The following is a 26,205-nucleotide window of genomic DNA, read 5'->3' as shown; positions in this document are numbered from 1 at the left end:
AATTGATGGAGCATAATTGATGAAACCCTATACCTTAGATGATGTTATACAATTAGTTGATAAATATAATGGTGATATTATCAATTTTGGTACTGAAGATGACGCAGTTGATGATCTCGTGATTGAAAGGGCGGAGAAAGCTCTCGGTTTACAATTCACATCGTCTTACAAGAGTTTTTTAGAACATTGTAAAGGCGGGGACATTGGTGGTGATGAAATCTATAGTCTTTATGAGTATCCTATAGGTGTTTCTGTTAATGACATTGTTTTTCAGAACTTAAATGATAGAAAAGATGGTTTTGCAACACCAGAACAGCTTGTTGTTAGTAGAACAGACTTTGGTGAAACCTTTTATTTTGATTATACGCAGTTTAGGGATGGAGAATGCCCACTCTATGTCATGCTTCCATCTGAAGATTGCGAATATTACGCTAGCAATTTTTATGAATTCCTTTGTAAAAGAATTAAAGAAAGCGCGGGAGAAGAGATACCTGATGGAGACCAACCAATTGAAAAGATTGAGAACGCTCCCACTCCGCAACCTATACCTTTTTACAAGAGTTTTTGGAAAAAACTATGGAAGAGGTGAAATTGATAGAGGAAATATGGAGCGTTTATAACGCAAGTTTTGAGGATCATCCATGAAAACCTATACCTTAGATGATGTTGTAGAATTAGTTGATAAATATGAAGGTGATATTGTTAATTTTGCTAGCAAAGATAAGGAGGTTGATGATCTCGTGATTGAAAAAGCTGAGGAAATTCTTGGTTTGCAATTCACATCTTCCTATAAAGCTTTTTTAAAACATTATAAAGGCGGGGACATTGGTGGTTATGAAATCTATAGTCTTTATGAGCATCCTATAGGTGTTCCTTTTGATGATATTGTTTTTCAAAACTTAAATGATAGAAAACGTGGTTTAGCAACACCAAAACAGCTTATCGTTTGTGATGCTGCTTTTGGTGAAACCTTTTATTTTGATTATACGCAGTTTCGGGATGGTGAATGCCCACTTTATGTCATGCTTCCATCTGAAGATTGCGAATATTACGCCAGTAATTTTTATGAATTCCTATGCAAAAGAATTAAAGAAAGCGTGGGAGTTGAGATACCTGAAGGTGATCAACCGATTGAAAAGATTGAGAACACTCCCACTCCGCAACCTATCCCTTTTTACAAGAGTTTTTGGAAAAAACTATGGAAGAGGTGAAATTGATAGTGAGGAAATATGGAGCGTTTATAACGCACGCTTTGAGGATCATCTATGAAAATCTATACCTTAGATGATGTTGCAGAGTTGGTTGAGAAATATAGTGATATTGTTGATTTTGGCACTGCAGAGGATGCGGTTAGTGATGAAAGGATTGAAGAAGCTGAGAAAATTCTTGGTGTAAAGTTTACAACTTCTTATAAAGACTTTTTAAAAAATTATAAAGGAGGAGAAATTGGAGGTGATGAAATATTTAGCATTTATAACGCAAGTTTTGATAAGTGTCCTGCTGGTGATATTGTTTTCTATAATTTGACGGATATAAAAAATGGTTTCGCAAAACCAAATCAGCTTGCCGTGAATAGAACTGATTTTGGTGAAACATTTTATTTTGATTACTCTCAATTTCGGGATGGTGAATGCCCACTCTATTGTGAGACAATGTCCGGAGAATCCCACTATTATGCAAGTAATTTTTATGAATTTCTCTGTAAAAGAATTAAGGACCATGCAGGGGCATGACGATGCAAACAAAAGATGTCACAGAGATTTTAAAAAGACTGGGCTGGGAGCCCCATCGCGATGAAGTGGGGGATACATTTGCTTATTATTATCTTTCCGATCGCATTATTGGCATTGGCTATGGTGTAAAAAATTATGGAGAGAGAGGCAAAGAGTTTTTGCTTTCGGCTGATCTCACCACCGCTACTTATTGTCTTGGCTGGGAATATTCTAGAGGTGAAAAATCACAGCGTAAATATGAAGATGTGCTGTTTTACGCGAAGGAGGATTTTAATGTTAAAGCTCCAGATCTTTCCGAAAGCCATATCACAACCGCTTTAAACAAAGTGGTTGCATGGGCGCAAGCACAGGATATTGAAAAAAAGTTGTGCGAAGAAGCTGCTGATCATTCTGCCGTTGCACAAGCATTACTTGGTGATATGGAGGCTTTAAGGAGTGATAGATCTACTCCAAAACTATCTGTGCCAGAATTTGCTGATTATAAAACAATGACATCGGATGATCGCCTGCTTTTTTTTGCGCAAGCCTATAAAAATGGGGAGTTGGATGATATTCTAACGCGCAAAAAAACCAAACAGCGCTCGATAAGCCTCACAGCAGCAATGCGCGTTCTCAAAACACAAGGGTGGTTTGCTACGGAGCCTGGAAAAATGTGGTTGATTTTGCCCGACCGCTTTATTCAATTTGATTTTGGTTTTATACGTCTCCATGACAATTACAATGCCCGTATTGAAGCTGAAATATCTAATGAAATGATTTCTGTCGCTTGCAATTGTATTCACTATAGTAAGGAATATTGGTGTGTTTCTCCTAAAAATATTTATAATTCTTTTAATACGATTGGGGGGGGGATTTTTAGTGGTTTTGGTAAAGGTATTGATATTTGTGTAGAGACATTAGATGAGCAAGAGCTTATCAAAATCTCTGAGCGGATAATACAGTGGGCACGTGCCCAAGATTTACAAGCATCAATAGAAAGCAAAACGCTTATCCAAAAATATAGCTACAATATAGATATAGTCTGGCATTTAGCTTGTTTAGCATTGACAGGTCAAATTGATGTCCTGAAATCTTATCAAAATTTTTTAGAAGCAGGTACGATTTCTGAGATTTTGGATGACAGTGACGTAGAGAGATATATTAACCATGCCGTTCAATTTGCTGAAGAATATCTGAAAATCCTTAATGAGCGAAAAGCCATAGATGATCGTCTTAGTTTGCAAGATTTGTCTTTTCTTAATACAGTTTCTGAAGACTTAAAAAGGATGGACTGGACAGTCTATCGTGATAAAAATTACAATTGCAATGCTTATTTTATAAAGAAAGATCGTATCATTAATATAGTGTACGACCTTGATAAAAAAGGAGAGACACCATTTGTTACCTTCAAGGTTTCTCTTTCAACACTTGGTTTTTCTACAGCTTATCGATCTATTTTCATCGATACTCCCCAATATACCGTTCTTAAAGAATCAGAAGAAGTTTATGCAGTTTCTAGTACTGAATTGGATGAAGGTAAACTGAAGCAGATCTGTGCGGATATTTTGTGCTGGGCTGATCGACAAAATGTGAATCAAATCATCTATGATTATGCGGCTTTGTCCCCAGACAGTGAATATGATTTTGCGAAGTTGCACCTTATTGCACTTATTCTTATTGGGGATGTTGAAAAACTCAAATTTTATAAGGAAAGTTTGAAGGATAAAAACTTTTCAGCTTTGATAAGGGAAAACATAGCACATATTATTGATAACGTCCTTACTCTTGCACGCCGTTATCGGACTGGTTTTCCGAAAAATGCACCGATTTTGAGCTTGGATCCGCAAACAGCACCTGTTTCTTCTAAAACAACTTCTGTTGAAGTGGCAGAGGAAGTGGATGAAGCGGATGACACTGATGATCGTCTCACCATGGAAAGTGCTCATGCACTTTTAAAAAGCCTAGGCTGGTCAACCGAGAAAATCAATGAGAATGACCATATGGCAAGCTATCAATTGGCTGATCGTGAAGTAGATATTCTTTATAACGACGAAATTGCCAAAGACTACCCGCAATTTGATAGCGCCTTTATGATTAGCACGGGCATTCTTTCCACCGCTTGTAAATTCATTGATCCTACCCACACGGAAGATATTCCAGATATACAGCTTAATTTTGAAGCCAAGGGATTAGAAATCTTTGAACCAGAAGTCACTGCGGATCGCTTAAAGCAAGCGCTTGATGATGCTTTAGAATGGGCGGTAACAGACATTGATCTTTCTAAAAGGCTACGCTCTGATTATGGTATAGCTCCTTGGGAAAAGGATGCAACGTCTAAAGCAGATAATACGGATTATGCTTTATTTCATCTTGGCGCTCTTGCTTTATTGGGTGATGTTGAGACCTTACAATCTTATCAGAAAAGTTTTACAGCAGGTGATCACCTAGGCTTTGACGAGAGTATCAGCCAAACCCACCTAGAACGTGCATTAGCTTTAGCCAAAAAAGTAGCAAAAACCAAGCAACTGAGCTACGCTTTGATTGAACAGGTGGCAAAAGATTTTGATAATCACTCAGAGCTTTCTAGCGAGGAATAACCTCCTTCTTGGAAGGAGAGTTTGTTAAGTTTATTTAGAACAAAGAATACATTGATTATTTTGCAAAAATCGAAGGGGCTTATGAATCATGAAATGGATAAAGAAAAAAATTATGGGAGCAGCTCAGCCTGTGGAATTTAAAGGTAAAAAAGTTTATCAGGAAGATGAGCTGTTTGAGCCTGAAACAGTTTCTTCTTGGAAAGAAAAAGGACAGATAGTAACAGGTACAAATGTGGAAAGAATGGTATCAAAAAGAGCTCCTATTGGAGTCGATTGTAGGCCTGTTATGTTATATCCTATGACACAAGAAGGTCCTATGGTTGAGGTTCTCTACTCATTTTATCAAGACAAGGGTTTTGTTGCTCCTATGAAGCCAAAGACAAATTTTATCAGAAAAGTTATTTGTTGGATTTCAAAAAAAATTCCTAAGTAGGAAAAAAAGAAAAAGTAATTATTGCAAATATTGAAATAATGCCACTAAAAGGTGCTCTCTAAGCTTTAATGATCATCCCCTTTAATTACATCATATATTGTAAATGCGAGATGATTTTACAGAGACAGATGAGAAAAGAGCTCCTTCAAGAACATATCTCTTATGATTTTATCAATCTCGTCCCAATTCCATTGGCTATAGTAGAAAAAGATTGATCATTAGAAACACTCATTATGAGTAAAAACACGCTGTGACTTATGGAGAAAAATTTATGAAAAGTTATACTTTATCAGATGTTGCACAATATGTTGATATGCATAGTCATGTTATTAATTTTGGTACTCAAGATAATGCACCTGATGAGGTGCGGATTAAAACAGCTGAGAACACTCTTGGTTTACAATTTACCTCTTCCTATAAGAATTTTTTAAAAAATTATGGAGGAGGAGAAATTGGAGGTGAAGAAATATTCAGTATTTATGAAATCTGTGCAGGTATTCCTGCTGGTGATATTGTTTACCGAAATTTGCTCGATAGAAGAGATGGCTTTACGGACCCCAAACAACTTGTTATCTGCACAACTGATTTTGGTGAAACCTTTTATTTTGATTATACGCAGTTTCGGGACGGTGAATGTCCGCTCTATCTTAAGTTTCCACGTGATGATCCCCAGTATTACGCAAGTAATTTTTATGAATTTCTCTGCAAAAGAATTAAAGAGTATGCAGGGGAAGATTCATGAAAACCTATACCTTAGCTGATGTTATACAACTAGTTGATAAATAGGATAATTGCGATTTATAGACCGTTATGAAAACATCTCAATGGAAATTGGTAATTATAGAGATCAGCAAAATCCCTTTTAATAGACCGTGTCATTTTTGTCAGTTCTTTTTAGAGCCTATATTATTTTTTTTAAATGAGAGAAAATTAAAAACATTATATTTTAATAGGTTAATATATTTAAAACACAACTCATATCAATTGTACAATCTTTAAAGATAATCAATGATGTGAGTTGATTAAAACTTGTCAGTTTGTGTCAGTAAATTGAACTGACAAAAGTGATCATTTTAGTGAGTGATTAAAACACGTCTTAAAAAAGCATGTGGTCTCTTAAAGCCTTTCAAAAGAAAGGGACTATAATCATAAGCAATGCTATCAAGATCATTATGGTTATGAGTTTTGAAGGGGTTTTGGAGGTTTTGGGGGTTCTTCTTATACGTATTATTTTATTTTTTTAGTCAAAAATAAAAGTTTATTATATTTCAATAAGTTAATTTTTATCAAGTTTTCAAAAAACAACCTGTATCAACAATACAACCTCTAAATTCAATCAATAATATACGTTTTGTAGGGGTTTTGGGGGTTTTAAGAACAGACAAAACCTATAAGTAATCTAAGAAAATGAATATATATATAACTCTCTTTAAACAAAGCTTTTGAAAAGGATAAAGCTATCATTTTAGATTACGGTATAATCTCTTAAAGGCAATGTAAAAGAAGCGTATTCTGCTTAAGAGTGGATTTCTTATCAGTCTTAAAGCAATCCAAATAAGAGTATCTAACAGTGCAAGTTTCTTCTTTTTAGAATAACGCATGATAAGCACTCCTTTTAAGATGTTATGTAAGCAGTTTATAAAAGGGGTATAGAGCCCTCCCTATAGGTATAAGACCTTATACCCCCCTTTGTGAGGTTAATATGCCTATCATCTGAGCATGCCAAATCTATTCAGTTTCTCTCATTTCTAATTTTGGTAGGTTCTTAACGATTTTCATTGTTTCTAAACTTACAGTAATAACCCTTTGAAACAATTCTAATGGATAAGCAGGGTTGCCAATGGTTTCAACAGCATAACGATTGGCATCATTCACAATGCCGCTCTTTTTATCAGTCTTAACACATTGACGCCCCATAACCCATTCAAGAGCTGGCTTGCCATTGACGATATACTCATAAGCTTCAAGAGGAATGTTTGTTATTGTGATATTGCTGTTGTAAATAACTGTAGATTTATCCTTTTCCTTACTATTTTTAATTTTTGCGAATTTCATTTCAGTTACATAATAAAACTTTTCGGGATTAGAGATCTCTGTCTGTTTTGGATTACCCTTTTTAAAGGTCGCGGGATAAGGTTCCACATCTTCATAATTTACGTGCAAATGACCCAGTTCACGTCCAGCAGTAACAAACTTCCAAAAATCATCAGCAGTTTTAACACAAGGGATACGAGGCAGTTCTTTGCATAAATTATAAGCATAACGAGTGCGATAATCTTCTGAATGAAGTAAACCATAAACATAATAAAACAGATCATCTTTCGTGAGTGTTTCATTAGGATAAGCTGCTTTAAAATGTGCTAATCCCTCATCCGTAATGGCATCACGCCTCTGTAAACCAGATGTTGTGTTTTCTTCTGTAGAAATTAAAAATAAATGAGATTGTTGCTTATTTTACCTTTTGAAACCGGAACATCATCATAAATATAGCGTGGAAAGCATTGACTACCACCTTCCATCATATTAACATCAGATACAACTTTAGTCATAAGTACAGAAAAGTCTTTCTTTGCTCCTATGCCTGTAATTTGTATCATTCTGTTTTCAACCGCTTGCCCTATCGGAAATATACGAGGCATTTGGTAAATTCCATCGTTGAAATTCCGATTATAATAAAGCCACTGTTGCGTAAAAGGACGATATGAACTTTGAGAAAGGCAATTTTCTTCAAACTTGAAAGTCTTTCCTTTTATCAAGTCTTCTTTAAGAGAATAATTCCAACTGATTTTTCTTGCATCTAAATTTACGAAATTGTCTACAGTTTTAGTACGTGTTTTACCGTCATCATGTGTATAAGCACCATTAAAACGTTCCACTTCACTATTGTAGAAAGCAATCATATTTCTCATATTCTTTGCGAGAGCTTCACGACTTGAATTGTATGCCCAAGCATCACGATTGGTTTTTAGACCACATGAATAAATCTCAAACAGCTTTTGATCATGCCTTTTTTTAACACCTAAGGCTAAGAATGCTTCGAAACTTTCATTACGTTGACCAAGCCAATCACCATGCCTATCCGGTTCAATTATTTGCCAGCCTTGTTCACTTCGTGTAATACCATCAATGCTACCAAGGGATTCGATTATCGTAAGCTTTTCTTTTCTCGTGAGATAATCTCCAATATCACGGAAATATATCTTACCACGCTGTTGAGATTCTGGATTTTTTACGAGAATAGAGATAGCAATGGGAGCCCGAGAACCTTCTCCAAAAATTTTACCACCTTCTTTTCGAGAAAGTTCTCCAGAGGTTCTTTGATTACCCCGTAAATGGAAAATATAGAGGCTGCTAAATTCTTCAACGAGGCATTTTCGTAAACCATCCATAGAATGTCCAGTTACAAAACCGGCATTTGTGACAAAGCCGATTACCCCAGCATTATCAATACGGTCACTAGCCCAGCGAATAGCACGGATATAGCTATCATAAAGTGCTTGCATATTGGTTGCTTTTGACTGAGCAGCATAAGTCTCACTAATACGTTTATCTAATATGGGATAGGGTGTGTTTTTTGCATTATCATTTTCGTTTTTTTGCTTTGTTGAATAAGGAGGATTACCAAAGATAACTTGGATATTCAGTTTTTTCTGATGTTCTAAATATTCACTGTTTTCTTTAAATAATTTTTGCAGCAGATTTTTTTCTTCAAGCATCTGAAACGTATCAGCCAAACCAATATGCTTGAAAGGGATATACTCACCTTTCATAAGACTATGGTAAGTCGATTCAATGTTAATAGCTGCTATGTAATAGGCAAGCAAGACAATCTCATTGGCATGAATATCATGACGGAACTTATATTCCATATCCTCTGGTTTTATGAGATCTGATTGTAATAACCGTGTGATAAAGGTACCTGTTCCAGTGAAAGGGTCAAGGATAGAAACCCCACGTGATCCCAAGCTTTTTCCAAACTCATTGCGTAAAACATCATCAACAGAATGAATAATAAAATCGACAACCTCAACGGGCGTATAAACAATCCCAAGCCTATCCGTGGTTTTCTTAAATGCTTTGGTAAAAAAATCCTCATATAGTTTGATGATAAGGTTTTGTCTTGCTTGGGGGGAGGTAATCCCAGAGGCACGGAACTTTACGCTGTCGTAAAACTCTTGTAATTCTTGAGATACCTCTTCAATATTGGTTTTATCCAGTTCTGTTAAGATCTTTTCCATCGCTTGTGAGATAGCATTGTTTTGGACAAATTCATTGCCCTCAAACAAGGCTTCAAACACGGGGCGCGTCACAAGATGTTGTCCTAACATCTCAAGCGCTTCCTCTTGCTTTATTTCACTGTTTAAGTTGTTTTTGAGTTCTTTATAAAAACTCTCAAAAGCGTGAAAAGCTTCACTGGTTTCATCAGAAAGTATATCTTTAAGACGATTGATATGGTTTTGAGCAATTTCAGCAACATTGCCAGCCCATATGCCCCAGTAATCGGCAAGGGTAAATTTCTTAGCCAAAAGGGTTTTAAGGGCATTGGGAAACTCTTTATAAAAAGGTAATCTTCCTGTTACGCTATGAATATAGCGTTGTGGTTCATAAGCGGCTTTTCCAATCTCAAGCCCCGCGCTTTCTGGTTTCTCATAAACATGGATTTTATCTTCAACCGTGGTCATACTCTTTAAGGCAACAATCTCTAAAGTATGACTTACGTCTTGATCTAAAATCATCTGGTTAAGGGTTAATTCAAAATTCTCATCATGGGAAAGCAAAGCATTGATCACTTGCCAAACAACACTGTATCTCTTGTTGTATTTTAAAGCCTCTTCAGCAGAAATCCCAGCAGGAACCCCAACGGGTAGAATGATGTAGCCCTCTCTTCTTGCCCTTGGCACGCCGCATGATACGCCCCACCGCCTGTATTACGTCCACTTGGCTTTTGCGCGGGTGTAAAAACATGATCGCATCAAGAGCAGGAACATCTACTCCTTCAGACAAACATCTTACATTGGTGAGCACACGGCAGGCATGTTCCCCCACATCTTCCTTTAACCAATCAAGAGCTTCATTGCGTTTCTTGGCACTTTGTGTTCCATCAATATGCGCAAAGGTACACTGAAGAGGCGGTGTCTCTTTATAAAGCTTATGAAGATTATACAATTCTTTCTGTATTTCTTGAGAATTGAATGTATCACGGATACGTTCAGAGGTCTTAATATCTCTACAAAAAGCCAAAGCCCGCCGCATAGGGTTAGGGTCATCACTCAAATCAACTTTTAGATCTATTTTGGCAAGGGCTTGATAACAGCCGATGATCTTGGTTTTATCATCAAGAGTAAGTTCATAATTCTCATCTGTCATCAGATGTTGAATGGATTCACTCACTTCCTCTTCATTAACACCCAAGATAATAATCTTATAAGGAACTAAGAGTTCATTCTTAACGGCTTTTGAGAATGTATAGGTGTAAAGATTTTTTCCATAGAGGTCTTCATCATCCATAGACGCTAAAATGCCATTCATTTCATGGGCTTGTTTTTTAGCACTATCAGCAAAGATCTTGGGCGTTGCTGTCATATACAGACGTTTTTTGCCTTGAATGATGTTGTTATCATGAACCTTGATAAATTCAGATTCATACTTGTCTGTTCCCAATACAACACCCGTTGTACGGTGTGCTTCATCACAAATGATCAGATCAAATTCGGGTAAATCATATTCCTTTTGTGCATCCGAAATCACTTGAATGGAATGGTAAGTCGAAAAGACCACGGTCATCACATCAAGAGAAGTCTTATTGGCTTTACGTGCAAGTGCTTGCGCATCGGTCGTAGCCGGCAAGACAAGATCAGAGGCATCGAGACTAGCCTCATCATCATGTTTCCCTTTACGACGCTTGCCCACTTGTGTATCTGAACATACCGCAAAGGAACGCAAGGGCACTTCTGTATCAAGGGTCCATTCACGGATTGTTTGTGACATCAAAGCAAGGGAGGGTACCAGAAACAAAACACGCTTGCCTTTTCCTGCTATGGTCTCTGCTATCTTAAGGCTTGTGAACGTCTTGCCCGTTCCACATGCCATAATCAGCTTGCCACGGTCTGCTTCTTTTAAACCTTCACAGACATCTTTCAGTGCTTCTTTCTGATGATCTAAAAGCTTTTTTTTGAGTTGCTCTTTAAGGGTCGCTTTACCTTTTTCTTTATATGCCCCCCAATCGATTTGACTGTTTTCTAAATCAAAAAGGTTTATGCGTTGAATACGAACCTCTTGCCCCTCACAAGTCAGTTCGACATTATCACTCCAATCTGTTTCGGTGCTATCAACCAGAATACGACGGGTGAAGATTTTTTTGCCAGAAGCTGCTATAAAACTATCAATATCTTCTTTTTTAATACAATGAGAAGCATCATAGCATTTACATTGAATAGCCGCATAACCTCCTTGATCACGGATTGTAGCGACCAGATCAATGCCGATATCACGTCCATCTTCATCATGCTCCTTAGCCCACTCCAAATAAGTCTGAACCTTTTCGTATTCCTGCTTTTGTAAAGGGTCTTCAGATAAATAAGCTTTTACAAGGTTTTCAAACAATGTTCCCAATTCACGGGGTGATTTTGCTTGTTGACGATAATATTCTAAGAGAGAGCGTAAAGTGACATGTTCATGATCATACTTATGAAGGTGAGACATAAAGAATAAACTCCATAACAATATATTCTATTGATTAATTTTCATCAAAAGAATCGAAATGAAGTTAATTAAATCCATTTAGGATAAATAGCGAGTATCAGAAGAGGTAAAGTCATTCAAAAGCGGATAAATTTTTTCAAAAGGGTTTTTAAAGGCTGTTTATCCACAGCTCATGAGAGAGGTTAGATCAGCAAAATAGTGGAATTTGCTATTCGTTTCACGGGTTAATCAAGACAAATTCGATATATGCTTTAAAATATCAGAATGAGTATTTTAATAGGTTTTATGAATCATTTTATAGATAGGTTTTGACGGTATAAAAATTGTCAAAACCCCTACAAAACATATATTATTGATTGAATTTAGAGGTTGTATTATCAATATAGGTTGTTTTTTAAAGATCTGTAAAATATTAACACATTGAAATATAACGTTTTTATTTTTTATCGTTTTTTATACAAAAGAAGCAACCGTCAAAACTCAAAACCCCTTCGAAATCTATAGAGGTTGTGTTTTGGATATCTTTGACACAAGATTTAAAAGGACCTCTGTATGTCTCTTCTTTAAAAAATTATAAAACCAAAACCCTCAAAGATAATTCGTGAACTCTCTGTAGGGAACGATAAGATCTTTGAAGGTTTTAAGGATAACAAAAAATTACAATGGCTTTATTGTTTTATGCTGTTGTTTTTGACCAAAGGATGCCATTTATAGCGTATGGTAGGTCGACCGCCTTGAGAGTTATTATCTCCAGAGATTTCACGAATATATTTACAACGGCATAAAAGCTCTAAAGCTTGCTTAACGGCTTGATTGTCTTTTAAAGACCTCCAACCTCTTTGGTGAATATCCCTTGCTGTAATAACATCGGGTAAATGATCACAGCGCTCTACAATTAATTTTGCACGCTCTGCTGTTAATGTATCATGCGCCGCATAAAGACGTTTGGCATGACTTAACAGATAGTTTGACCAACGCAAGGCTGTTGTGATGGCATAGAGTCCAATTTCAAAACGACCCCCTTCGGTTAATTCAAAAATCAATGCAAGACTTACTATGGTTTTAGGCATTTTCAAAACATGCGCTTGTAAGCTTTCAGAAAGGTTATTCTCTTTGGCTTCTTTAAAAATCTTTTGCATCCATTCACGAAACATTTCTTGGGCTTCGGCAGAAAAACGCATCACAAGCGGATGTTCTGGTGAACAAAGGGGTTTACCAGAAAGAGAACGAAATGCCCCTTGATAGCTTTCCCATGCCTCTTGATTGGGAGGTCTATCAACCCACTTCCAATTTTTTGTATCATCGGGCCACACCAGCATTTGAAAGCGTTGTAAGAAACCATCATTGCCTTTGCCATATAAAACATTGCGTATAAAGGGGAGAATGCGAGAGGGTTGAATGCCCCCAATGATTGAAAGGGTTGCATTGGGAATAAAAATGGCTCCACGCCCTATACGGTCATAAATAAATTGACTATCTCCATTAAAAGCTTCTAGATAAAAGGCACGGTCTGTTTGATATTCCTTACGTTCCATATCTGTTAAGAAACCGGATAATTCATCACGCACCATCAACAAACCACGGGGATTTTCTTTTAACAGTTCCCAAAGCTTTTCGACCATGACATCATTGATAATAAAACGTCGTTTACCAAGAGTATCATCATTATTTTTACGAGTAGCAACTAAGCGGTGTGCAAAGTGCATTATGCAATCATATTCGCAACATTATAAAAATAGTAATCTATCATTACTTACTGATAAGGAGCGCAGTATTGTAGAAAATAATTTGCTTCAATTACCAAATAAATAAAAATACAGTTAATTAAGGAAATTTTTGCTTTGTATGAAGCACACGTAAAATACGCACAACGCCATTTGAAATATCATAAATCATGATATAATTTGGATGTACAATAAGTTCACGTGTATTTACAATTCGTCCCAAACGACCAAGAGTAGGAAATTTAATAAGTTTTTCTACTTTTTCAGATAAAAGTTGATCAAACTTTAAGGCAGCAGAAGGATTATCTTGTGATATGTATTCACGTATCTTTTTGCGGTCAACGTGTGCTACTTGTGTCCAAATTAGCTTCATAAAATCGATCTATCGAGTTTACTTTGTGTTTTTAAGCGCCATTCCTTTGCTTCTGCTTCGATTTCTTCAGAAGATATTATATCACCTGCATTAGCAGAATTTATCCCTAATTGAACTTGTTCCCGAAACCATAAATCGTGTGCACTTTTTTCTTTTTGTTCTTTTACGATATCGCGCATATAATCGCGCAATAATTGTGCACCAGATCTATCACACGCCTTTGCTGCTTTGGAAAATTCATTTTTTAATACATCATCGACGCGAAAGGTAAATGTTGTCTCAGCCATTTTACGACCACTTAATGTGTTACAATGTAGTTCTAATGTAATGTATTTTTACTGTTTCTTCAATAGGTACTATTAGAATAGATATTTTATATCTATTTTGCATTTTATAAGGTTGAAAGGGACGCCCATAAATCAACGGGCTCTGATAACAACCCAGACAGCAGAGCCAGACCGGTTTCAATGCCTTCACAAATAACCAGATGTTTTGGATTGGCTTGGCTTAAATGCACCCCACCACCCATTACAGATCCCAACATGGCTTTTGCTGGTTTTTTATCTGTTTTGCAGCCATTGGATTTTAAAAAGGTTCTATGAATGGCAAAAGAGCCAGCACCCTTAACAAGAGCGACCAACGCGGGCAGTGTCATCCCTAATGGACGTGGGCATTTATCGTGAAAACGTAAATCAGCAGGCAAATCACATGTAATACCCCGCATGCGTAAATAGGTTTCTGCTAAAGTATTTTTGATTGGTTTGCTTTGTCGCCAAATTGCTTTTGCTCTCTCTGCTTTCTGTTTTGCTCGTTTGAGATCAGCACAAAACTGTTTTGAGAAAGAGAGCGTCTGATCATAAGCTTTATCAAAAAAGGCTTGTTTTCCAAGCAAGCCAATTCTAATGAGCGCTTGTATGATCTCTCTAAAAGAGCAGCCAGCATAACAAGTGAGTAAAAGACGCCCATCATGTCCATTGGCAAGGGATAAGCTAGGTAGCCTATCATCATGAGCAGGACAACGGGCTATCCCATAATATCCATGCCAAACACCACGCAAGGCACGTGTAATATCCTGCGCATTCTTAAAAGAATACATCATTTTTAATCCTATAACGTTGCGTCATAGGACGGATTTTGCACTCTCTAGGGTGATGAGTTTGAGAAAGCCTTGTCCGTCCTTACGTGACAAGGTTTTCTTTTTATGCCGCGTCGTTATAACGTTGCTGTTTTGCTTTCTCGATTACATTGATAAGATCCGATTGTAACCAACGCGATAAAAAACCAAATTTTAAAGGTTTTGGTAAAGATCCATTGGTCACATGACGGCGGAATGTCGAAACACTCATATGAAGCAATTTTGCACTTTCACGGTCTGTCAAAAGAATATCATTTTCTGTCATACTAAAATCCTTTCAGTCTCAAAAAAATAGAAACAAATCATAAGCATTTATTAACCATATTTTTGAATCATTGGGAAGGTATTTAATCTATAAAAAACAGTATCTTATTATAGTTTTTCTGATGTGATAATTTATGAGTCTAATTGAGCTGATATGAGAGAAAAGAGAGCTAAAGTTATCCACAGATAATGGGGTATTGCACCCCATCTGTTAAGATTGACCGGTGACATAAGCCGCCCATTTATCCATATAGACACGGCGCTGTTCTAGATAGTCAGTACGACGATAGGCACGCTCTACTTTACCCCCGACCGTGTGACCTAGAATGGTTTCAGCGACCTCATAAGGAGCATCGGTTGTTTCTGCTAGCCAATCGCGTAAACTAGAGCGAAACCCATGGGGACGTGCTTCAAGTCTAGTCTGTTGCATATATTTTGCCATACAATTCTCACCAATGGGACAACGACCGGTAGGAGAAAAAAGAAAATTACTTTTGGAGAGACAACGGGCGTGTTCAATCACTTTCATTGCTTCTGTTGATAAAGAGACGCGAAACTCTGTTGTAGCATCACGCCTTCCTTTCATATTCTCAGCAGGGATTATCCATATATCCCCATCAATCTGATTGTCACAAATAAAACGCAAGGGACGCGTACGAACGCCTGTAAGAATAAGTAAACGTAAAGCCAGATGTATTATGGTTGTTGTTTGGCAAAATGTTTGATAAAAAGTCGGCACTTCTCTCCAATCCATTGCTGGTATGTTTTGTGTTTTATGGAGTTGTTTACCTAAGAGAGCTTTTGCTTTTGCTGTTGCTTGTAAATCAACATCCAATCCCAGTGCAGCCGCATGTTTGAGACAAAGATTAAGACGAATTAGTGCTTTCTCTGCTGTTGTAGCTTTTGTATGCCAAATAGGAGCAAGGGTATTGCGTATCTCTGTTTGTGTAATCTCTGTAACGGGCAGACAGCCTAATTTTGGAAGAATATAAAGGCGTAAAGGTAAAAACCAATCCCCAGCCTTGCCATCATCTTTTAATTCAGCTTTACGACTTTCAAAAGCATCCACGGCAATATCTTTTAAATAATGGAGATTACGCATTGTTTCACGCTTTTGTTTCTCACGTTCTTTAATGGGATCACGTCCTTCACGAAGAACAAAACGCCATTGGGTTGCCAATTCACGCGCTTGTTTTAAAGAGACATCTCTTAAGGCACCCAAGCCCATTTCGCGACGGCGTCCGTGAATGGTATACCGTAAAATCCATTGAGCACCACCATCTTTACGCTTATGAAGAAGCAAGCCGGCACCATCATTATATTTGCCAGCCCCCAATGTTACTACAGCCCTTGCATTAAGACGATTCATAAGAGCCATTTTTACTCCTTTCTTAAGTATTTTTATCCACACACTCATCCCGCTTATTATGTGCAAGTGAATGGTTTTGATTGATTCAAAATAAACAGGTCTGAAATGAGAGAATCTTAGGATATTCGGGTCTCTCATTCAATATGCAAAACAGTGAATTATCTTTATAAATCAAAGTGTTGCAGAGATACTCAAAACGCCCATTAATATTCCTTTGCGTGCCGATGTTCGCGAACAATTCAAGATTTTATTGAGGTTTTAATATGAAGCATGAAAGTGGTTTACCCTTTGCAATTGACAGATCTCGCGGCAAAGAGGAACAACAAAGCGTTGTCTTTTATGGCACGCGTCCCTTTATTCAAAGTGGTGAACTGAATGAGGTTCAAACCATCATAAGGGGACGGCATGACCGTTTGGGACGCCTTGTTGCCAAAGAAGGAGACCGCATTGAACGAGCTGATGCTTTTGTCAACAAAGACACGAGGACCATCACTTTAACGGATGGCAAGATTTATATTGCAGGTGATATCTTTCCAGTCTCTGAAGCTGTACTCAACAATGTTGCCATGATTGGACGCATTGAAATTGGTGTGAAGCTACAAAAAAAATGGATTACCCATGAAGATGATCCAGAGCTGTTGGGGCAAGTCCCTGGCTCATTGGCAGAAGGAGAGCCTGGTGCCGCACGCGAAACAGCTCAGCTTGTTTGGGCTCTGAAAGAAGATACACAGCAAGGCACTTTCTTTCCGGTTTATATCTTACAAGATGGTGTTCTGATTGATCAAAAGTCCCCATCACTGCTTGAACCCGCCATGCAAGCTATTGCTACTTATGACAGAGCCCATGGGCATTATATCGTGAGTGGCTGCCGTGTGACAGCATTAGGACCAAACAACGGTTGCCAAGTGTTTAGTATTCAAGAAGGAGAAGCCAATATCAATGGCTTTAAACGCAAACGCCTTGCTGCTTTGCGCCATGAAGAGCCAGAGGATTTTTCGACAAGCGTTGTTCCAAGCGAAACGCATATTTTTGCGCCTCCAAAAGGGAAAACAAGTTTTACCTTTAAACCCTATTATTTTCCTATTGCTGATATTCAGTCTCTTTTGTTGACAAAAGAAAAAACCGTTAACGTCACCCGTGGTGCAGTTGCCGCTGGGCGTGATGGTGTTCCTGATAAAAGCATCACTTCTTTTATTAAAGTCGTTCAAGGAAGCAAGGAATTTAAAGAAGGCACAGATTTTAAAAAAACAGGAGACACCATTGATTGGGCTCCCGGGGGGGATGAACCTGCTAGTGGGAGCACTTATAAAGTCACTTACCGTTATCGTGCACAAGTGACAGCCGATAAGGTAACAGCACAGGAAATTACCGTCTCAGGTGGTGCTGATGGCGGTGATATTATTGTCAGCTACACTTACAAATTGCCACGTATTGACCGTATAGGTCTCAACACAGTGGGCAATGTGGTTTATATCAAGGGGATTTCGTCAGACGATCCCATGGCACCCAGTGTTCCTGATGATGTCTTATCCCTTGCAACCATCACTAACAATTGGCTTGAAACGCCGAGTGTGGCCAATGATGGCACACGGGTTGCGCCCTATGATGAGATGTGGCGCTATTTTCAACGGGTGCTCTCCCTTGACCGGTTGATGCAATTAGAACGCATTAAAAGCAATGTCGACTCTAAAGAACCTGTTGCCAAAAAAGGCATGTTTGCCGACCCTTTTCTAGATGACTCTTACAGAGATGAAGGTTTTCAACAAACGGGGGCTGTAGGCAATGGCATTTTGCAGCTCGCCATTGACCCAACCTTTTACACCGCTCATCTGAACGCGCCTGTCACGCTTGACTGGACAAATGAAGTGATCATTGCGCAAGAATTGAAAACGGCTTGTGAAAAAATCAACCCTTATCAAAATTTTGCACCTCTCCCTGGTACAGTAACCCTCACACCCGCGACAGACTTTTGGCATGAACAGCGCACCGATTGGCTCTCGGGTATCACCAATCAAATCATTATGGGAAAACATCATGGCAGAACCATACGTAGAACAGAAGTAAGGGATAATTTTATCAACACATACCAAGAACAAAGCGACTTTTTAAGACAAATTACCCTTTCCTTCAAAATTGAAGGCTTTGGCAATTGGGAAATCTTAAAAAGCCTTACCTTTGATGGTGTGGATGTCTTGCAAAATTCTTTCTTTTCTGCCGATAGACAAGGCACCGTTAAGGGCAATTTTAAGATTCCTAAAAACATTATCGCTGGCACAAAAAATGTTGTGGCACGGGGAATGGGTGGAACAATTGCAACGGGGCTTTTTACCGGTCAAGGTGTGATTGATGTGAAAGTCATGCGGCGCACCACAACGGTGAAAATATGGGAAAATGACGATCCACAAGCACAAGTCTTCACCCCTGATGAAACACGGCAAATCACAGGTGTTGACTTTCATCTTTGCAAAATCGGTAATCAGAACCATGATCTGGTGATTGATTTGGTTAGCACAGAAAACGGTTATCCGACCGCTGATATTCAAGCACAAAGCTTTTATTCTATGAAGGGCGCAAAGCTAGGTTGGGCAGAAGCACGCTATGATGTGCCACTCCTTGTACCTAATGACCGCTTAACGGCTTTCGTTATTAAGACAGATGATAGTAATCATTCTATCTCCTTGGCAAAGCTTGGGGATTTTGATGCAGAACACCAGAGATATGTCTCGAGCCACCCTTACGTGACCGGTCCACGCTTTTCTTCTGTCAATGCGCAAAGCTGGACTGCCCATCAAAATGAAGCCTTAGCCTTTCGTGTGCTGGCAGCACGCTACACACAAACAGAAAAAACCATTAATCTTGGCACTTTTGATCTTGTTGATTGTTCTGATTTGCAAATACGCGCGGCCATTGAATTGCCTTCAAGCGATTGTTCTGTCATCTTTGAAATTGAACGAAACAATGGCACAATTTATCAACTCCTTCCCTTTCAATTACTCAGCCTTACCGAATATATCAGTGAAAAAGTAAAGCTTCGCGCTATTCTCAAAGGGACAGACAAACTCTCACCTGTTTTGTTTGCTCCTGTTCAATTGATTGCGGGGAAAATTCATAAAACAGCCACTTATGTCACCCGTGCTTTTGCCTTTGGCGAAAAGGCAAGGTTGACCAGCTATATCAAAACCTTTTTACCAGGTGGCGCAACCTTCTCACTCGAGATGCAACTGGATGATGGTGCTTTCACCCCTTTGAAACTCGACGAAACAGAACAACTCGCTGAACCACTTTGGACAGAGCGCAAATTTATCAGTGGTGATAAAACAGCCAAACAAGCGCGCTTGAAACTCACGCTTACCGGCGGACCAGCAGCACGGTCTATGGTGAGCGATTTTGGCGCCGGTATATTGTGATGGGAGAACAGAGATGACCAAAACCAAAAAACTCGACATGGAATTGCCTAAAGAAGGTCGTTTTATCAGTTCTGAATTCCCAATCTTGCGCGAAAACTTGACGAAAATTGATCAAGCCATTGCGGATGTTGAGGAAAAGGTAGAGGGAAAAGCGCCTTCAAAACACACGCATACAATAAGTGATGTCGCAGATCTTGAAACGACCCTTAAGGCCAAGATGGCAGCGGATAAAACTTTCACTTTAAAAGATTTAGGCGATATCGATGGTGCACAAGATGCCGCCAACAATTATGTTCTCTACAAAGCAAGCAACAATCATTTTACCTTTGGCAGTGCTGTCTCACTGTTAGGAACGCACCAACATAAAACAGAAGATATTGTTGGATTGGATGAATTTAGAGCCAAGATTAATCAAGATCTCACAAGCTATGGGCGCCTAAAACAAGCCAATGAATGGCAAGATTATAATAAATTTACCAGCAAAGTCACCATGAGTGGTGATGTGGAGCTCATAGGCAACTCATCGTTTAGCCTCGCCCATAATGGTGAAGTGGTGACACGTTTAAATGCAAGTGGAAGCACCTTGAAAGGACCTCTTAAAGTGGATGGTGATGTTGTTTATACGAAATCAGAAATAGATAAATTGGTGGCTTTATTAACCAAAAAACCTGTCGAAATCCTGATGACAGAAAGTGGCACTATCCCATTTCCTGAAGGTGTTACCGATAACACAGAAATTGAAATATGTGCATGGGGCGGCGGCGGCGGTGGCGGCGGTGATGGTGGAAATAACGATGGCGGAGGTGGCGGAGGAGGTGGTCAATACGCGCACGTTAAAATTAAAGGATCACAGCTGAGAAACTCAAGAAACGCCCAAATTGCACAAGGAGGAATTGGCGGTAACAATGGTGCTGGTTATGGTGGTGGTGCTACAATTATTAAAGGAATTATCTTTGCTGCTGGTGGTGGAGGAGGGAATAGCAAAGGCCGCTTCGGAGGAGCTGGTAGTAGTCGTGGTGAAGCCATCTACAGTATGGGCGGATTGGGTGATAATGGAAGAGGTGGTGATGGAGGAAAAAGTGGAAACTCGTTTGGAGACGGTTGTAGTTTTGTTTTCTCCGGAGGAAAAGGTGGATTTGGTGGAAGTAATCTTGGCGGAAGCTCTGTTTTTGGTGGAGGAGGCGGTGGCGGTGGTGCTGCCACTGGCAATGGACGAGGTGGTTATGGCGGTGATAGTGATAAAGGGGGAACAGGTGGGAAAGGTAGCAAAGCCGGTGGTGGTGGCGGCGGCGGTGGATATTTTCCTGGAAAGGATGGGGATAAAGCGGGCGGGGCTGGTGGGAATGGCGCAATATTGTTGAAATTTTTTATATAGGAGTTTTTTATGGAATATGCAGTTGTTGAAAATGGTGTGGTAACAAATATTATTGTAGCCTCAGAAGATTATGTTCATGCCTTTGATGGTGAGGCAATCGCCTCAAGTGAAGCGCAGATCGGCTGGACTTATAAAGATGGAGTGTTCTCTCCTCCTATTATTGATGAAAACACAAAACAGCTCTCATCTCCTGAAATGGCAGAAATAGACGCACCCGTAGAGCCTGTAAAAGAACAGCAAGAGAAAGTTGATTAATTCTAGGCGATAAGGCTTGTATGATTTTCTTTCTTTAAAGTCCTTTTAAAGCCCTTTAAAGGGACTTTTTGACTGACAGTGTCAGTCTTATGAGAGTGTGCGCTTGTTGTTATTGTTTCTTCATTGATTTGGAGAGCAAGATGGCAACAGAATTTAATCATGGGATTCGCATTGTAGAGGCTGGTGAGGATTCCCGTCCTTTAGCAACATTTGATCAAACCGCCATTGGTGCGGTTGTTACAGCCCCTGATGCTGACAACCAAATTTTTCCCCTCAACGAACCTGTGCTACTCTTTACGCATGAGGGTGAGAAAATCCAAAAGCTTGGGGCAAGAGGCACGGCTCTTGATGTCATTAATGCTGTGTGTGCGCAGGGGATTGAGGCACAAATTATTCTTGTGCGTGTGGAAGAAAAATCAACCATTGCTGAGACACAAACTGAGATGGTGGGATCCTATGCTTCCTTAACCGGTGTGCATGCCTTGGCTCATGCGCGTGGTCATTTAGGGGTAGAGCCTGGGATTTTACTGGCACCAGCTTATAGTGCAGGGCGCCTTGATAATGGCAAAAACCCCGTGGCAGACGCCTTGGAACAGGTTGCAGAAAAGCTACAAGCGATTGCGGTTTTTGATACGGGTGGTAAAAACACGGAAGAAAGCCTTGCCTATCGCGCAGATTTTTCCTCACGCTTTTGTTATTTGATTGATCCCTTTGTACGGGTGGCAAATAGTGAGGGTGGGTGGAGTATTAAACCAGCAAGTCCTTTCGCGGCGGCGATGTTTATCAAACGTGATAAGCAAAGGGGCGGTGTTTTTTGGTCTCCCTCCAACCAAGATGTTAAAGGCATTTTAGGAACCGCGCGCCCCATTAGCTATTTTGATGGCGAAATCGATCATGAAGCTAATCGCCTCAATCAAGCCGATATTGCGACCTTTATTCCAGCACGGCTTAGCCAAAATGCGCGTTTAGATAATTCTGGGGGACAAATGGCTGCCAATGGACGCATTTTATGGGGCAACCATACCACTTCCAGTGACCCATTGTGGCGCTTTGTCAATGTCGTGCGCACCCGTGCAGCCTTGGAAAAAACGATCATCAACAATTTCCGCCCTTGGGCGAATGATGAAAACCTTACTGGTCAACATGTTATTGCTATCACCCGCAGCCTCACGCAGTTTCTTGATGATCTGATTGCGCGTGGTGCATTGCTTGGTGGGCGGGTTTGGTTTGATCGCGATTTAAATTCCAACAGTACTTTACAATTGGGAAAATTGCGGATCGAGTTTGATGCAGAAGAAGTGCCACCTTTAGAAGATTTGAGTTTCGGCAGCCGGCGCAATAGCGCTTATTTTGATCGGCTGGCGCAAGATATCCAAAAGAAAATGACTTATCAATTTGGCGATACGCTTGAAACTTATCGCAAAGCAGCAAGGAGTTAAAGCATGACTTTACGCATTGTACGCGGTTTTACGCTGATTGTTGATGATGATGTGAATCTTCACCTTGATCTTGAGACATTGAAACTGCCCACGTTGGAAGAAATCACAGAAACCTATCAACCGGGCGGCTCTGATATGCAAATTGATGTGAGCGGTCTTGGTGTGAAAGCTTTGAGTTTACAAATGAAAATCCGCAGTCACACACCCGAAATTATCGGTATCTTTGGTGGTCCTCCTGGTCTTCGTCATAAATTTACCGGCAAAAAACATGTGATCTCTGAAGAAGATGGACGCGAGCATGAGCATTCCATTGATGTCACGGGGCGCTTGGTCAAAGTGGATAGTGAAGGCTTAACGGCTGGAAAAGCTACAGGCTATGATTGCGAGATCAAAAATGTTTGGGACTATACGGAATTTTGGGATGGTTCTGTTTTGCACCGCTTTTCGTTTAAACGGGGCGGTTGGCTTGTGCGCAACGGACAAGAGATCGGTTCTCGCCGCCGCTCTATTCTCAATTTATAGGAATTGATCATGACAAGTTTACAAACCAGCATTGATGTAGAGTTGCAGGTTCCGCTTCCTTATCAGGATAAAGGTGGCAAAGAATCTCTCTGCAAGAAACTGACCTTTTATCGCCCAAACTTCAAGCAAGCACGCCAATTAGCGGTGTTGATTGGACCGCAGTTGGTAGAGCTCGTTCTACCCGCTGTAGAAGAGGATAAAACAACATTGGGCAATGATATTCTTGTTCTTAAGCTTTGTGAGGCATTGCTCACCCATGAGGCTATGGAAGGAATAGCCGTGCTTTTAGCCGATATGTCTCATGAAACGGTTGAATTGATTAATCGTCTTGATGTTGTTGACATTATGGCAGTGTTTAAGGCTTTTTTTGCTTTTTTTACGCAACGCCAATCCTCTCTGCCGGACAATTTGGAGCAGAGCTAGCCCTTTATTATCACTGGGCGCCTTCAGAAATTAACCAGATGGATTGGCTGGATGTGATTGCCTATCGAGAAGAACTCGCACGCCTTAAAGCCCAAGAATATGAAAGCCATCAGTTAGGATAAGAGACGATCATGGATGTTTCCCTTGTTGTGCGTTTTGTCAATCATCTGCAAGAGGGGATAGCTTCTGCCAAGCGTGATCTTGCAGCCTTTAGTTCAGATGTTGCGCATTTCCAAAACAAGACAAGGCAGCATTTTAAAGGGTGGTTTGACCCTGAGCATCTTGAGGATGCGACAAAGAATGCGGAAAATGCTTTTATCCAAGCCCGCGGGCGCATGGTGGGTGCCATTGCGCAAACAGCAACCTTAATTGCACCGCTCTATAAAGCCATGCAATTTGACCAATCGATGAAAGGCCTGGAAAAGGTTCTCGATGCTCCCCTTCATCGCTTAAAGGAATTGCGCCGTTTTGCTTTGGAAACCTCCACCAAGATTCCGCTAGCGGCGCGTGAAGTTTTGGAACTGATGACCAGTGCCAGCCAAGCAGGGATTGGTGAACGAGATCTAGAAGCTTTTAGCATCTATGCCGCTAAAGCAGCTGTAGCGTTTGATATGACGGGAGATCAGATTGGGGAGCGCTTTGCCAAGTTGCGCAATGTCTTTAAGCTTAATCAAGCAGGCATTGAAGATCTAGGCGATGCTATCAATCATCTCTCTAACCACATGGCGGCCAAGGCAAGTGAAGTTTCTGATTTTACCAATCGTGCCACCGGTGCGGCAACCATGTTTAAGCTCACAGCCCGTGAAACAGCAGCTTTTGGCACGGCGATGATTTCTGCTGGTATCGTCCCTGAGAGTGCCGCGCGTGGTTTTAATGCCATGAGTGCGCGCATACAGGCAGGGGGTAAACATATTGAAGATGCTTTTGCTAATATCGGGCTTTCCCGTGAAAAATTCATGCAAGATCTGGACAAAGATGCCACTGGTACCTTGGTGCGCTTTTTTGATGTTTTAGCCAAATCAGAACAGGGGATGCGCTCGCTGATTGCCATTGCTGGGCGAGATTTTACCGGTGATTTTGCCAAATTGGTGGGCAATCCTGAATTGTTAGGGCAAGCTTTAGATTATGTAAAAGACCCACAAGTCTTTAAAGGTTCCGTAGAACAAGAGGCGGACAAACAAGCAACCGGTGCCATGCGGCAATTTGAACTCTTACAAAACCGCATTGTGGCTTTGGGGATTAGCATTGGTGAAGTGCTTCTGCCCCCCTCAACAGTTTGATGGAAAGTGTTGGCAATTTTACCAATGGGCTTATGGCATGGGCCAATGCTCATCCTACTTTAACAAGCGCCATCATCAAAACCATTGCTGCCCTGATGGCTTTTAATATTGCTCTGCGTGTGTTGCGCTTTACCCTCGCTGGCACACGCCTTGGCTTGCTACAGTTGATAGGCTCTTTGATCAAACTTGTTGGTGTGAGCGGTAAGCTTAAAACAAGCTGGCGTGGCTTAGCAGCCTCAGGGCGTTCCTTGAAGTTATTGATGGCAGGGCTTGGTGGGAGCGCGTTGCGTCTTTTACGCCCGATGACTTTACTCGTGGCTGCGTTTCGGGGTGTTATGGTCTCAGGAAGTGCATTCGCCGCCTCTTTTGGTTGGATAGGCACAGTGATAGAAGTGGTTGGGGCAGGTATTGCCTCTGTGGTTGGCGCTGTTTTTACCCCGATAGGGGCTCTGATTGCTGCTGTTGTGGCGGTGATCCTTGCCGCTGGTTTTACTTTGTGGAAATATTGGGATCGTTTTTCTTCCTTTGTCAAAGGCTTTGCACGGGGGATAGCACACGCTTTTGGTCGTGCCTTTGAAGCCATCATGCGTTTTTTTGGCGCTGATAGTGCAACCATCACTAAATGGAAAAACATTATCGCCGCTGCTTTTGATTTTTCTGAACATTGGCAAAAGTTCAAACAGGGGCTTGTCTCTATTGGCGGGTGGTTTGGCAATGTATGGGATGGCTTTAAGCAAAGCCTTTCCAACTTTTGGAGCTGGTTGGGAAGTTTTTTTGCTCGCGAAAAGCTCTCTGATGATGCCAAGGCCGGTATGGAACAAGCAGGGGAGGATTTGGCCAATTGGATTGTCGATGGCTTTATGGCACCCATCACAAGGTTGAGCGATTTTTTTAAATCTTTGCCAAGCCGCATCAGAGAATGGATTGGCAGTGTTGATTTATCGGACCTTTTCCATTTGCCAAGTTGGCTTGGCGGCAAAACAGCCATTCAACCGATTGCACAATTTGCGGGGGCTGGTCATGCAAATCCATTGGGTAGCGAACAAAGAGGCAAAGATCACTCCACCATCACCCACAATCAAAATGTCACGGTGCATGTCAATGGCGCCCGTGATCCTGTGGCCACCGGTCGTGCGGTTGCCCACGCCATTCAACGGGCACGCGCTAATGCATTGCATGGCGGGACAGAATGAGG

The 26,205-nt window shown here is 40.4% G+C and carries 17 protein-coding genes and 3 pseudogenes; 13 read left to right on the top strand and 7 right to left on the bottom strand.

Annotated features, from left to right (window positions below):
• Positions 1-19 precede the first annotated feature (19 nt).
• From ACKC4Y_RS03950 to ACKC4Y_RS03925, 6 genes are all read left to right on the top strand, one after another.
• A complete protein-coding gene (locus ACKC4Y_RS03950) occupies positions 20-589 on the top strand; it encodes an SMI1/KNR4 family protein (protein ID WP_409362048.1) in 570 nt (189 codons plus the stop codon).
• 52 nt (positions 590-641) lie between these two features.
• The gene (locus ACKC4Y_RS03945) at positions 642-1,211 is read left to right on the top strand and encodes an SMI1/KNR4 family protein (RefSeq protein WP_409362047.1); all 570 of its coding nucleotides are present in this window, start codon (positions 642-644) and stop codon (positions 1,209-1,211) included.
• A gap of 54 nt (positions 1,212-1,265) precedes the next feature.
• Positions 1,266-1,733 carry an SMI1/KNR4 family protein gene (locus ACKC4Y_RS03940; RefSeq protein WP_409362046.1) on the top strand — a complete coding sequence of 156 codons (468 nt, stop codon included), beginning with the start codon at positions 1,266-1,268 and terminating at the stop codon, positions 1,731-1,733.
• Between the two features lie 2 nt (positions 1,734-1,735).
• Positions 1,736-4,309 (top strand): DUF6990 domain-containing protein, encoded by a 2,574-nt coding sequence (locus ACKC4Y_RS03935; protein WP_409362143.1) that lies wholly within the window; start codon positions 1,736-1,738, stop codon positions 4,307-4,309.
• 88 nt (positions 4,310-4,397) lie between these two features.
• Complete coding sequence (locus ACKC4Y_RS03930) at positions 4,398-4,742, top strand: HNH/ENDO VII family nuclease (protein ID WP_006590511.1); 345 nt, start codon at positions 4,398-4,400, stop codon at positions 4,740-4,742.
• Positions 4,743-5,013: 271 nt separating this feature from the next.
• The gene (locus ACKC4Y_RS03925) at positions 5,014-5,484 is read left to right on the top strand and encodes an SMI1/KNR4 family protein (RefSeq protein ID WP_208433233.1); all 471 of its coding nucleotides are present in this window, start codon (positions 5,014-5,016) and stop codon (positions 5,482-5,484) included.
• Between the two features lie 986 nt (positions 5,485-6,470).
• On the opposite strand, the pseudogene ACKC4Y_RS03920 reads toward ACKC4Y_RS03925, so the two are convergent.
• The 7 genes and pseudogenes from ACKC4Y_RS03920 to ACKC4Y_RS03890 form a co-directional block, all read right to left on the bottom strand.
• Positions 6,471-11,444 (bottom strand): annotated as a pseudogene (locus ACKC4Y_RS03920) (DEAD/DEAH box helicase).
• 668 nt (positions 11,445-12,112) lie between these two features.
• On the bottom strand, positions 12,113-13,150 hold the full coding sequence (locus tag ACKC4Y_RS03915; RefSeq protein WP_409362045.1) for a DUF3987 domain-containing protein: 1,038 nt from the start codon (positions 13,148-13,150) through the stop codon (positions 12,113-12,115).
• A 118-nt stretch (positions 13,151-13,268) separates the two neighbouring features.
• Entirely contained in the window at positions 13,269-13,541 is a 273-nt protein-coding gene (locus ACKC4Y_RS03910; protein ID WP_375622840.1) for a type II toxin-antitoxin system RelE/ParE family toxin, read from the bottom strand.
• Entirely contained in the window at positions 13,538-13,828 is a 291-nt protein-coding gene (locus ACKC4Y_RS03905; RefSeq protein ID WP_409362044.1) for a CopG family ribbon-helix-helix protein, read from the bottom strand. Before ACKC4Y_RS03905 ends, ACKC4Y_RS03910 begins: the two co-directional genes overlap by 4 nt.
• 110 nt (positions 13,829-13,938) lie before the next feature.
• A pseudogene (locus ACKC4Y_RS03900) lies at positions 13,939-14,640 on the bottom strand (DUF7146 domain-containing protein); the annotation flags it as partial.
• Positions 14,641-14,740: 100 nt separating this feature from the next.
• The gene (locus tag ACKC4Y_RS03895; RefSeq protein ID WP_006589470.1) at positions 14,741-14,941 is read right to left on the bottom strand and encodes a helix-turn-helix transcriptional regulator; all 201 of its coding nucleotides are present in this window, start codon (positions 14,939-14,941) and stop codon (positions 14,741-14,743) included.
• Between the two features lie 210 nt (positions 14,942-15,151).
• Entirely contained in the window at positions 15,152-16,318 is a 1,167-nt protein-coding gene (locus ACKC4Y_RS03890; RefSeq protein WP_409362043.1) for a tyrosine-type recombinase/integrase, read from the bottom strand.
• A 254-nt stretch (positions 16,319-16,572) separates the two neighbouring features.
• Here ACKC4Y_RS03890 and ACKC4Y_RS03885 point away from each other — a divergent pair, with 254 nt between their 5' ends.
• The 7 genes and pseudogenes from ACKC4Y_RS03885 to ACKC4Y_RS03855 all read left to right on the top strand — a co-directional run bounded on the left by ACKC4Y_RS03885 (position 16,573) and on the right by ACKC4Y_RS03855 (position 26,203).
• The gene (locus tag ACKC4Y_RS03885) at positions 16,573-19,716 is read left to right on the top strand and encodes a DUF4815 domain-containing protein (protein ID WP_409361571.1); all 3,144 of its coding nucleotides are present in this window, start codon (positions 16,573-16,575) and stop codon (positions 19,714-19,716) included.
• A 13-nt stretch (positions 19,717-19,729) separates the two neighbouring features.
• Positions 19,730-21,091: a Bgr_08870 family protein gene (locus tag ACKC4Y_RS03880; protein WP_409362042.1), complete on the top strand. Its 1,362-nt coding sequence runs from the start codon at positions 19,730-19,732 to the stop codon at positions 21,089-21,091.
• 9 nt (positions 21,092-21,100) lie between these two features.
• Positions 21,101-21,346 (top strand): hypothetical protein, encoded by a 246-nt coding sequence (locus tag ACKC4Y_RS03875; RefSeq protein ID WP_409362041.1) that lies wholly within the window; start codon positions 21,101-21,103, stop codon positions 21,344-21,346.
• 140 nt (positions 21,347-21,486) lie between these two features.
• The gene (locus ACKC4Y_RS03870) at positions 21,487-22,785 is read left to right on the top strand and encodes a phage tail sheath C-terminal domain-containing protein (RefSeq protein WP_409362040.1); all 1,299 of its coding nucleotides are present in this window, start codon (positions 21,487-21,489) and stop codon (positions 22,783-22,785) included.
• A 3-nt stretch (positions 22,786-22,788) separates the two neighbouring features.
• On the top strand, positions 22,789-23,307 hold the full coding sequence (locus tag ACKC4Y_RS03865; RefSeq protein WP_015856800.1) for a phage major tail tube protein: 519 nt from the start codon (positions 22,789-22,791) through the stop codon (positions 23,305-23,307).
• Positions 23,308-23,316: 9 nt separating this feature from the next.
• Positions 23,317-23,730, top strand: coding sequence for a hypothetical protein (locus tag ACKC4Y_RS03860; protein ID WP_409362039.1), 414 nt, complete (start codon positions 23,317-23,319; stop codon positions 23,728-23,730).
• 131 nt (positions 23,731-23,861) lie between these two features.
• Positions 23,862-26,203, top strand: a pseudogene (locus ACKC4Y_RS03855) (phage tail tape measure protein).
• Positions 26,204-26,205 lie beyond the last annotated feature (2 nt).

The organism is Bartonella heixiaziensis (assembly GCF_046245125.2).
GTDB lineage: Bacteria > Pseudomonadota > Alphaproteobacteria > Rhizobiales > Rhizobiaceae > Bartonella > Bartonella heixiaziensis.
This window is presented reverse-complemented; position numbering and strand designations above follow the sequence as displayed.